7 protein-coding genes are annotated in these 6,627 nt (G+C 45.2%); 5 read left to right on the top strand and 2 right to left on the bottom strand.

The annotated features are described in order from the left end of the window. Nucleotides 1-270 (bottom strand): transposase (locus B5D40_RS00680; RefSeq protein ID WP_144319663.1); only part of this gene is annotated, 270 nt, incomplete at its 3' end. An 11-nt stretch (nucleotides 271-281) separates the two neighbouring features. On the opposite strand from B5D40_RS00680, the gene B5D40_RS00675 reads away from it, so the two are divergent. After that, complete coding sequence (locus B5D40_RS00675; RefSeq protein WP_078775328.1) at nucleotides 282-902, top strand: toxin-antitoxin system YwqK family antitoxin; 621 nt, start codon at nucleotides 282-284, stop codon at nucleotides 900-902. Here B5D40_RS00675 and B5D40_RS00670 read toward each other — a convergent pair. Beyond that, complete coding sequence (locus B5D40_RS00670; protein ID WP_198951053.1) at nucleotides 899-1,597, bottom strand: DedA family protein; 699 nt, start codon at nucleotides 1,595-1,597, stop codon at nucleotides 899-901. The genes B5D40_RS00675 and B5D40_RS00670 overlap by 4 nt on opposite strands. 415 nt (nucleotides 1,598-2,012) lie before the next feature. Between B5D40_RS00670 and B5D40_RS00660 the strand changes: the two genes are divergently transcribed. The 4 genes from B5D40_RS00660 (at nucleotide 2,013) to B5D40_RS00645 (ending at nucleotide 6,584) form a co-directional block, all read left to right on the top strand. Then, complete coding sequence (locus B5D40_RS00660; protein ID WP_078775325.1) at nucleotides 2,013-3,554, top strand: hypothetical protein; 1,542 nt, start codon at nucleotides 2,013-2,015, stop codon at nucleotides 3,552-3,554. A gap of 229 nt (nucleotides 3,555-3,783) precedes the next feature. Next, nucleotides 3,784-4,338 carry a hypothetical protein gene (locus B5D40_RS00655; RefSeq protein WP_078775324.1) on the top strand — a complete coding sequence of 185 codons (555 nt, stop codon included), beginning with the start codon at nucleotides 3,784-3,786 and terminating at the stop codon, nucleotides 4,336-4,338. Nucleotides 4,339-4,400: 62 nt separating this feature from the next. Further along, nucleotides 4,401-5,384: a DUF6175 family protein gene (locus B5D40_RS00650; RefSeq protein ID WP_078775323.1), complete on the top strand. Its 984-nt coding sequence runs from the start codon at nucleotides 4,401-4,403 to the stop codon at nucleotides 5,382-5,384. 6 nt (nucleotides 5,385-5,390) lie between these two features. Further along, complete coding sequence (locus B5D40_RS00645) at nucleotides 5,391-6,584, top strand: hypothetical protein (RefSeq protein ID WP_078775322.1); 1,194 nt, start codon at nucleotides 5,391-5,393, stop codon at nucleotides 6,582-6,584. Nucleotides 6,585-6,627 lie beyond the last annotated feature (43 nt).

Below are 6,627 nucleotides of genomic sequence, written 5' to 3'. Positions count from 1 at the left end.
ATCCTTGTCGGCCAGGGTTTTCTCGAGAGCGTCTATTTTACGCTGTTTCGCCTTTTCGGTTATGTCGGGGCGTTTCTGCTCGAAAATCCCCGTAGCGGATTCGAAAAGTACCTTCCTCCATTCGAGAATTTTGTTCGGATGTATCTTGTACTCGTCCGCAAGTTCAGATAAGCCTCTGCCCTTGAGGAGAATTTCGCTCAGGATTTTGACTTTCTCCTCCGCACTCAGGCGGCGACGTTTCTGTTTTTCAAGTTTATTTTCTTCTGCCATAAGGTGGCTCCTTGGTTGGAAATATACACCTTATTAGCTTCCTCAATTTTTTCCAAGTTGCGGTTAAGCGCTACACGGTGGCTCTGGTTGCCGGAACACCGGCTTTGGATACTGTGCGGATTTTGGGCGCAAGTGGAGCTCCGCAGGAAATCTACACGGTTCAAAAAGGCACGACGGTGAAAGAGGGGTGTTTTATTTCGTATTATCCGGACGGGAAAGTCGGCGTAGAATCGACCTACCGGAATGGAAAACTCGACGGAACGTTCAAAAGCTATTACGCCAGCGGCTCTCTTTGGCAAGAGGTTTCCTATGCGGCGGGAGTGGAACAGGGAGAATCTCGGTTGTATTACGAAAACGGCAACTTGAAAAATCGGGAAGTTTACGAATCCGGAGTGCCGAACGGGCTTTTCAAAGAGTGGGACGAAAACGGAACTTTGCGTTCAGAGTTCCCCTACGTGAATGGGCGAGTCAATGGCATTGCGCGAATGTATGACGCCGACGGTCTGCTTTCCGAAGATTTGGAACTGGTGAACGGCATCCGGGAAGGCGTGTATCACAAATACAAAAAGGGAATTGTCGTGCACACGGCAAAATTTCACCGGAACCGCTGCGTCGAAAACTGCGAGTTCTAGCGGGAGTCCGTTTTCTTTCTGCCCCGGATTCCCTTGTAAAGGACGTAGCATATAAAGAGCCCGGCGACGCCGACGATAATCATGGAAAGCTCGGTATTGTATTTTTGAATAACGTCGCTTTGCCCGTGCGCCAGAACTCCCAACAGGGCGAGCACCACATTCCACAGAAACGCGCCCAGCGCAGTAAATAAAATGAAAGGGCGAAGCTTCATACCGGCAATGCCCGCGGGAATGGAAATCAATTGCCGGATAACAGGAATGAATCGACCGATGAAAGTGGAAATGGCTCCGTGCTTACGAAAATAAGCTTCGGCTTGAACGATCTTTTGCGAATCCAGCAGGCACATGCGCCCCAAGCGGGAATCGGCGAATTTGTAAATAATCGGGCGACCGAGAAACTTGGCCAGGTAAAAATTGATGAGTGCCCCGAGAAGGGCACCAAGTGTCGCGAACAGGACGACGAGGATGATGTTCAATCCGGCATCGGCTTGCAAGGCCTTGTAAGCGGCGGGCGGCACAATCACTTCAGAAGGGAAGGGAATGAACGTACTCTCGATGGTCATCAGCAGAGTCACCGTCCCGTAATTCAGATTGTCGCTGTACCAATCCGTAATCCGCGTGTAAATGGAAGCGTCCCCCGCAAAAGCCGAAGAGGAAAGGGCAAAAATAAAAATCAGAATGGAAAATAATTTCATCGTCATCAAAGATACTTAAAGCGGACTTTCTAAGAAGGCGAACAAAAAAATCATGCCGTCTTTTTCAAGGGGGAAAGCCTTCCCCTCGGCAAAGCCGCGTCTTTGCCTACCCCTTCGCCTAGGGGACACCCCTAAAACCCCGAACGCCAGCAAGAAAAAAGCACTGCTGTTGTGCCGCATTCGTTCCGCTTCCGTCGTAAACATTTTATATTTGTAAAGTAAATCAGAAATTTGGTTTGTAAATGGCGCAAATTTTATTTCAAAATCGGCTAAAAGCGGAAAACGGGGAGCGCAATCTTCCGCTTGGTAACGAAATGCTAACGCAAATTTTCAAAGTGAAGTCCGCTTTTTGCTTCCGCAGCCGCTTGGCCGCCCTCGATTTATTTTCACCAAAGCAATTTTGGAACGCAGTTTGATGCAAAAAATATTTTTATTCCTTTCCCTGTTTTTCCTGGGCATGGCCTTTGCCCAGACGGAAATTTCGATAACTTCCATCTCTTCCGAAAATTTACAACGCCAACTGGCAGAACTCCGCAAATTGAAAAGCGCGCCATCTTTAGACGCCGCCAGCAAAGAACAGCTCCAGTCTTTGTGGGAAGAGGCGAACGCGCTCAACGAACTGAATAATCGCTGCGCAGAAATATCCTTAAATTCTTCGATAGACGAATCCTGCTTGGATCTTTACGAAGTGACCCTTCCAAAATTTGAAGACGACTACCTGCGCTTGACAGGCGAAATCCGCATCAATTCGGTGCGCATCCGCAGCTATTTGCAAGATAAAAGAAAACTTGTCGATGCCTGTGTGGAGGCGTTCCCGTTAAAACACCTTTCCGTCTTCGACATCGTTTCTGTATCTAACTCCAAAAATTACATCGAGCCTTTGCCGGGAGACAACGTGGAACTCTCCTATGATTTTTGGGTGGACGTCTTTGATAAACGTAAAATTTCCATTATCCAGAATCAATTTGACATCTGGTATTCTTCTTGCCGTAATGCCATTTTCCGTCAGGAGGACTTGGAAAAATCACAATGGTATCATGTTGATTTTGCGCCGCTTTTTGATTCCAAACTCTCGGAGCTGCTCGACGGATCTTCGGTTTTTTCCATCGAAAAAGAGTTTGGAAACTACTACAATTCAGCAAGACTTTTACTCAAGTTCAAAAAATTAAGGAAAGGAACCTATACCATCAATAACCGAAAAATTTTTGACGTACAATTTGCTAAAGGCGAAGAAGTTTTGGAGATCTCTTTTAATCAGGAAAAAATATTCCTTTATGCTAAGAAGCCAAAGCATTTTGAAGGCAAAATAGTCCTCTCCGAAAATTTGGAAAAAGGATTGGTCGGAAATCTCAATTGGTATCAAAATTCTCCTTTTGTAGGCGGCGAATCCGGTTCTTTTAATGCCGTTGAAGCGAAAACCGAAGATGTTTTCCCGTTCAATAGGCTTCAGCTGCAACTGGGTTTTGGAATCGCTCTTGGCGGAGCGGACGACAACCTTCGCGAAGAATACGCAGACATCTGGGAAAAAAATCCAGAAGTGGCTGACGATTCGGTTTATTCTTTATTCTTTTCAGGAATTCTGCTTTTTAAACATTACGGGAGGCGATTTTCTTTGGGATTTGGCGGCGGCATCGGCGTCCATAGTATCCATACTTCCGTTCAAAAGAATTCATACGAATTCGAAGATGTCGCTATGAGAACGGCGGTGGCTCCCGTTATACAAGGCGAACTGGGGTGCTTGCCTCTTGATACAAGCTCTATTGAAATCGGTTTTCGGGAAAAAATTGTATTTGACTCGAAATGGACCATTTTCCTTTCGACTATTTATCTTCAGGGGCTTGATTTGGTCAGTATTGAACTCGGGTGGTTCTATGCAAAAAATTGCCAAAATTCGGTTTATTTGGGATTTACTGTATCTCTGCCGCCTTGGCGCATGATGTTGGGTAAAGATGACTAATTTTTTTTGACAAAAAACGTCTCAAATTTGAATTTATATTATAGTGTATGAGTAGAAAACGACTTTTAAAAATACATCTCTTGCCCAAAACTTCGATTTCGCAGAATCGTCGAGATCGTTTTTGGAAATTCGGTCGTTTTTTTGCTTGTTCAAACGAAATTTCCAACAAAAACTTAACATTTTTCACAAAAAAATCTATCCTTTGTAGGATTTCTTTTAAGGAGGCCTTATGAAAAAAATCTACACTCTTGCTATTTTCACGGCGATTTTGCTCGGCTGTGCGGGAACGTCGCAGGAACAAGCCGCAAACAAAATGCTGGAAATGCAGCAGCAAAAGAACGAATTGATTGAAAAAGGGGTTGTCGCAGGATTGGGTGTCGGCGAATCATCGTCCGAGCAGCTGGCTTATGACGAGGCGGATTTAAATGCCCGCACGGACGTCGCTCGCGAGCTTGAATCGAAAATTAACGGCCTGGTCCGCAATTATGAAGAAGATGTCGGTGCGGAATTGACGAAACACAAAGAGGCCGTTCGCAAAAATGTCGTATCGACTTTGCTGAATGGGGTCACGATTGTCAAAATAGACATGGAAACGACAGCGGACGGCAAGTTCAAGGTTTACGCGATTGCGGCGATGAACGCCAAGCTGATTCGGGACGCTTTTGAACAGCAGATGCAAGCGCAGCAAGCGGATATGAATCGGGTGAAAGCGATGAGCGGCTACAAAAAACTCGATGAAGAGGCGGCAGCTCTTGATGCTTACAAGGCGGCGCAAGGAAAGTAATTCGGAGTTGTTTGTTTTTGCGGATGGTGTGAGCTTTTCCGCTTTTCCAATAGGAATATGAAATGAAAAAAATCGGGGTGACGTTATTTTTGGCATCGCTGTTTGTTTTCGGTTGCGCTTCTTCGGGCCGGATTTCTTCGGACATGGTTTCCCATGAAGCGGAAAGGGAGCGTGCTCGTCAAGGCTATGATGCTTTGGAAGCGGAAACGCATCCGACGCCGAAAGGGGAAGTCCGTGCGCAAGCGGCTTCTTATAATCAACCGATGAACAGCGTGCAAAAAGTGCCTCGCCCTGCTGTTCTTCCCGTTCTCATGGTTCTTCCTGCGGTTTCTAATCTGAACGAAACCCCGCAAAAGGTTATTGCTCAAAATCCTTTCAGCAAAGCGGCGATGGAAGGAATTAACGAATATCTTTCGCAAAACGGCTACGAGGTGAAATCTCTCGAAGGCAACGCGGAATTGGACGAATTGGTTGCGATGCAGTCCGAAATTTCCGGCGAAGAGGATGTTTCCTATGCAGCGAGTCTAATACTGGGAGCCGATGTCTATATCAAGTATTCTGGAGCAGTTCGCAACAATATGGTGACGGTGGAACTCAACGCTTACGAAACTTCTACAGCCAGATTGTTAGGTTCGAAAACCGGCATGGTTCAAAATCACGGATCCAAGACAGAAAATTTGCGCTATTTGGTTCACTCTGCGGTAAAAAAAGCAATGGTCGGACTTGAAAAAACGATTCTTGGTTATTGGCAGGCCGATTTGCAGGATGGCGTGCAATATAAAGTGATTTTGCGAATTAACGGGGAAGCAGGGACGGCTCTTGAAGATTTGCATGAAAGCGTTATTTCCGCTTTGCGTTCCCGTTTTTCAAAAGTGCGCATCAATAAAGCTACGGATAAAACCATTGATTTGATTCTTTACGCCAATGCCCAGGAATTTTCGGACGCATTCAGTGTTTATGGAGCCATTCGGGAACTGCTTTCGCCGCTGGCTTCAGTTCAAAAAAATAATATCGCGCAAAAATTGATAATGATGGAATTGAATTAGGGTCTTATGCGCATCCTTTATTTACTGCTTCTGGTTTCGTTCTCGTTTGCGGAAATTCTTCGCTATACCGGTTATTCCGAAGTTTCGCAAGCAGCCGCCGAACAGGAAGCCGTTGCTGGGGTTGCGCGTCAGATTTCGTCGCGGGTGGAGTCTTCCATTACTATTTCTCGGAGTGAAGTTTCTCAAGGGAATTCTTCGGTATTGGGAAAATCGGCTAAGGCTCATAGCTCTGTTTATTCCAACGTTTTATTGAAATGGGTAAGAATAAATCCCGAAGAAAAAAAAGGAAATCTTTTTGCGGCGACCGCTTCTGTCGATTTAGATGAAATGGCTTCTTTTGCCCGGCTGAAAATGGAACGGATTCAAAGCGATGTACGGGAAAAGGAAACGCTGGCTCAAAAAACGATTGCCGAACGAAAATACGCCGCTGCTGTGGAAGCGCTTTCTCGGATTTCCGTTTTGATGGAGCCTTATCCCGATTTGCAAAAAGAATACGCCGTTTATAAACCGCTGGATAACGGCTTGTTCTTTTCCTCTGCCGAAGAAAATATCTCTGCGGAGTTGGTTCAGGCGTTGAAATCCGTACGCATTTCTCTTTCTGAAAAAAATCGGAAACTTGCCTCAGGAGTTCCGTTGGAAATGGAAATTTTCGTTCAGGATAAAAACGGCGCATTGCCGGATTTTCCGATTTATGTGGAACATCGCGGAAAGCGAATTGCAGAAGCGTTTTCGGATTCGACGGGGAAAATACTTTTTCGTCTTTCCGAAAAATCTTTGTTTGAATCTCCTTACACGTTGCGATTTTTGGCGGGGATTCCGTTGAAATATCGGCAAAAAGCGAGAATTTCTGTACAAAATGGGGATTATGAATGGGAACGCCCTTCTTGCCATTTGAAATGGCTTTGCTCATTGGACGGTTCTATTTGCTCGACTATTTTGGATAAGCTGGAAAAATCGTGGGGACGTTTTATGCCGTCTGAAAATTCGGGGATTTTGTCCGTGAAAATGGATTCTCGTTTTCGGAAAAAAACGCAACGTCTTTCTTCTTACCTTGTCTCTGTAACGCTGGAAAAAGAAAATTTTCATTGCCATTTAGAAAAGATTGGCGCGGGAAGAGACGAGTCATCGGCTGTCCATAATGCCATTTTAAAAATGGATTTTTTTTCCTGTGAAAATTTTTCAAAGATTTGTGCCGAATAATGGAAAACGCCTTAAAGGCATCCTCTAAAAGTTCATTTTCAAA

It is taken from the genome of Fibrobacter intestinalis (genome assembly GCF_900167415.1).
Lineage (GTDB): Bacteria > Fibrobacterota > Fibrobacteria > Fibrobacterales > Fibrobacteraceae > Hallerella > Hallerella intestinalis.
Note: the sequence above shows the minus strand (reverse complement) of the source record. Positions and strands in the feature narration are given on the sequence as shown.

Coding starts and splice junctions, on each gene's coding strand:
- B5D40_RS00670 (WP_198951053.1), bottom strand. CDS start 1,597: ATGAAATTATTTTCCATTCTGATTTTTATTTTTGCCCTTTCCTCTTCG.
- B5D40_RS00660 (WP_078775325.1), top strand. CDS start 2,013: ATGCAAAAAATATTTTTATTCCTTTCCCTGTTTTTCCTGGGCATGGCC.
- B5D40_RS00655 (WP_078775324.1), top strand. CDS start 3,784: ATGAAAAAAATCTACACTCTTGCTATTTTCACGGCGATTTTGCTCGGC.
- B5D40_RS00650 (WP_078775323.1), top strand. CDS start 4,401: ATGAAAAAAATCGGGGTGACGTTATTTTTGGCATCGCTGTTTGTTTTC.
- B5D40_RS00645 (WP_078775322.1), top strand. CDS start 5,391: ATGCGCATCCTTTATTTACTGCTTCTGGTTTCGTTCTCGTTTGCGGAA.